The following is a 2,772-nucleotide window of genomic DNA, read 5'->3' on the forward strand; positions in this document are numbered from 1 at the left end:
GCCGTCATACCGGCGTACCTTCCACGAGGGCCGCGACGGCCGACCGGAAGCCCGCGAGACGTTCGGCGGCCTCCGCGGCGCCGATGCGGGGCTCGTACACGGCGGAGGGGCGCCAGGCGGGGACGGCCTCGGAGACCGGGAGCGCGGGGTCGAGGCCGATACGGGCCACGGCCGCCGCGCCGAGCGCGGTGACGTCGGGCAGCGCCGACACCTCGACGGGCCGTTGCAGCAGGTCGGCCTGGGTCTGCATGAGCAGGGCCGAGCGGGTCAGACCGCCGTCGACGCGCAGGCTGGTCAGCGGCTCCCCCAGGTCGGCGGCGACCGCGTCGGCGAGCGAGGCGACCTGTGCGGCGATGCCCTCGCACAGGGCGCGCACGAGGTGGCCCGGAGTGGTGTCCAGGCCGAGGCCGGTCAGCGAGCCCCGCAGATCACCGCGCCACCAGGGCGCGGCGAGCCCGGCGAGGGCCGGTACGAAGGTGACGCCGCCGGTGTCCGGGACGGTGCAGCCGACCGGGTCGAGCTCGGCGGCCCCCTTGATCACGCCGAGGTCGGTGAGCCAGCGGACGGCGGAGGCGGCGGTGTAGACCTGCCCGTCCAGGCAGTAGCTGGTCCGGCCGCCGAGCCGCCAGGCCACACAGCCGACCAGGCCGGAGTCCCCGCGCACCGGACGCCCGCCCGTCTGGGCGAGCAGGAACGCGCCCGTCCCGTAGGTGCACTTGGCGCTGCCCGGCTCGGTGACGTGCTGGGCGAGGAGCGCCGCCTGCTGGTCCACGAGCAGCCCGGTGAGCGGCAGCTCAGGGCCGAACGCGGTGGTCGTCCCCACGGGTCCCGCGGCGTCCGTGACGCGCGGCAGGCGCTCGTCGGCGAGGCCGTAGAGCTCAAGGGCGCGCGGTGACCAGGTGACGTCGTCGAGGTCGAGGAGCTGGGTGCGGCCCGCCGTCGCGGCGTCCGTGACGAAGGCCCCGGTGAGACGGTGGACGAGCCAGACGTCGCTGGTCGTCACCACCCCTTGCCGGGTGAGGTTGCGGCGTATCCAGGCCATCTTGGGCGCGGCGAAGTACGGGTCGAGGGGCAGCCCGGTGATCCGGCGCAGTTCGTCCCCGTACGGGGCGAGTTCGGCGCAGACCGATTCGGCACGGCGGTCCTGCCAGACCAGGGCGTCGGTGAGCGGTTCGCCCGTGCCGGGGTCCCAGGCCAGGACCGTCTCGCCCTGATTGGCGAGCCCCACGGCGGCGACCGGTTCGCCCGCGTCGGCCAGCGCCCGGCTGCCCGCGTCGACGACGGAGGCGAGCAGGTCCGACGGGTCGACCTCCACCAGCCCGCCGGGCAGGAAGCGGGGCCGCACCTCCGCGGCACCGGAGCCGATCACCCCGCGCTCGGGGCAGACGACGAGGGCCTTGGTCCCCGATGTGCCCTGGTCGACGGCGAGTACGGGCCGCTGCGCCGGAGACGAGTCATAGGTGATCACCGCGGCAGACTGCTACAGGCGTACGGAAGGCGTCAAGGGACCACGGAAGCCGACGAGACATACCAAATGTCGCTTCGGCGCGCCGGGTTGACAGAAGCTGGTCAGAAAAGATCCAGGAAGTGCCCTGGTTCAGGAACGGCCGGATCTACACTGTCGCCCGAGAAACTCCGTCAACTCCGATCAACTTTCGTCACTCCTCATCACCTTTCGCCAACTTACGTCCCGCAAAACCCAGTTCTCGCACGCTCTCTCTCCACCCTCTTCCCCCAACAGAGGACTCATGCCCATGCCGTTAGGCCGCCCGGTGTATCACCCGGCGGGCCACGACGAAGCGCTGCGCGCGGTGCTCCAGGACCTCAAGGCGGGTCGCTGGGTCTCCACGCGCAACCTGCTGACCGAGACGCCCGACTGGGGGCTGTGGACACAACGCACGCAGATCCTGGCGGCCGCCGTCGCCGGTTCCGACGTGGTGCGCGCCTGGCGCGCCGAGGAACCGTACAGCGCCTCGGCGGCCGTGCTGTACGCGCGCGTCCTGGTGGAACGCGCCCTGCGCGCGCACCGCGCGGGGCACCGCCAGACCAACGACCTCTGGCGCGACGCGGTCGGCGCGTGCAGCGCCGCGTCCTCGCTCTCCCCCGAGGACCCGGTGCCGTGGATCTGCCTGCTCTCGCTCGCCCAGCTCGACGAGGGCCAGCGCTGGGACGAGCACCGGGTGGCCCCGCCCGAGCCGATGCTCTTCCCCGGCCCCTGGCAGCTCCTCGCCGAGGCCGACAAGCGCGACCCGGGCAACCGCGAGGCCTACCACCGCATGCTCCAGTTCGTGTACGCCCGCCGCGGTGCCCGCGGCCCGCTCACCGAGGCGTACAACTTCGTGCAGTGGGCCTCCGCGTCGGCCCCCGCGGGCTCGCCGCTGCACCTGTTGCCGCTGTACGTACGCGTCGAGCGCTACCGCAGGGAGGCGGGCCACGAGCGCGCGCTCGACCTGCACTGGATCTCCGAGGACGCCACGCGCGGCGCGCTCCGCGCCCTGGAGCTGTGGTTCGACCACACGCTCCCGGGCACGGCCTCGCTCCTCGACCTCAACCACCTGGCGCACGCGCTCTGGGGCGCCCACCAGTTCCACGACGGCCTGCGGGTGTTCCAGGCGCTCGACCCGTTCTTCACGGTCGTGCCGTGGACGTACCGCACCCACGCCCCCGGCGACGCGGACGCCGCCGCCGAGTTCTTCGTCCAGGCCCGCGCCCGCTGCCTCTCGGCGTCCCGCGAGCCGGGTTAGGCCCGGCGAGCGGGRCSCSSMSMGGCCC

At 73.6% G+C, this 2,772-nt stretch carries 2 protein-coding genes; one reads left to right on the plus strand and one right to left on the minus strand.

Annotation, left to right across the window (positions count from 1 at the left end; genetic code table 11):
- Positions 1-4: 4 nt before the first annotated feature.
- Positions 5-1,468: an FGGY family carbohydrate kinase gene (locus AB8Z36_RS37435; RefSeq protein WP_369217839.1), complete on the minus strand. Its 1,464-nt coding sequence runs from the start codon at positions 1,466-1,468 to the stop codon at positions 5-7.
- A 280-nt stretch (positions 1,469-1,748) separates the two neighbouring features.
- Between AB8Z36_RS37435 and AB8Z36_RS37440 the strand changes: the two genes are divergently transcribed.
- Complete coding sequence (locus tag AB8Z36_RS37440) at positions 1,749-2,744, plus strand: hypothetical protein (RefSeq protein ID WP_440582108.1); 996 nt, start codon at positions 1,749-1,751, stop codon at positions 2,742-2,744.
- Positions 2,745-2,772: the final 28 nt, after the last annotated feature.

It is taken from the genome of Streptomyces flavofungini, assembly GCF_041028215.1.
In the GTDB taxonomy this organism is placed as follows: Bacteria; Actinomycetota; Actinomycetes; order Streptomycetales; family Streptomycetaceae; genus Streptomyces; species Streptomyces flavofungini_B.

Coding starts and splice junctions, on each gene's coding strand:
- AB8Z36_RS37440 (WP_440582108.1), top strand. CDS start 1,749: ATGCCCATGCCGTTAGGCCGCCCGGTGTATCACCCGGCGGGCCACGAC.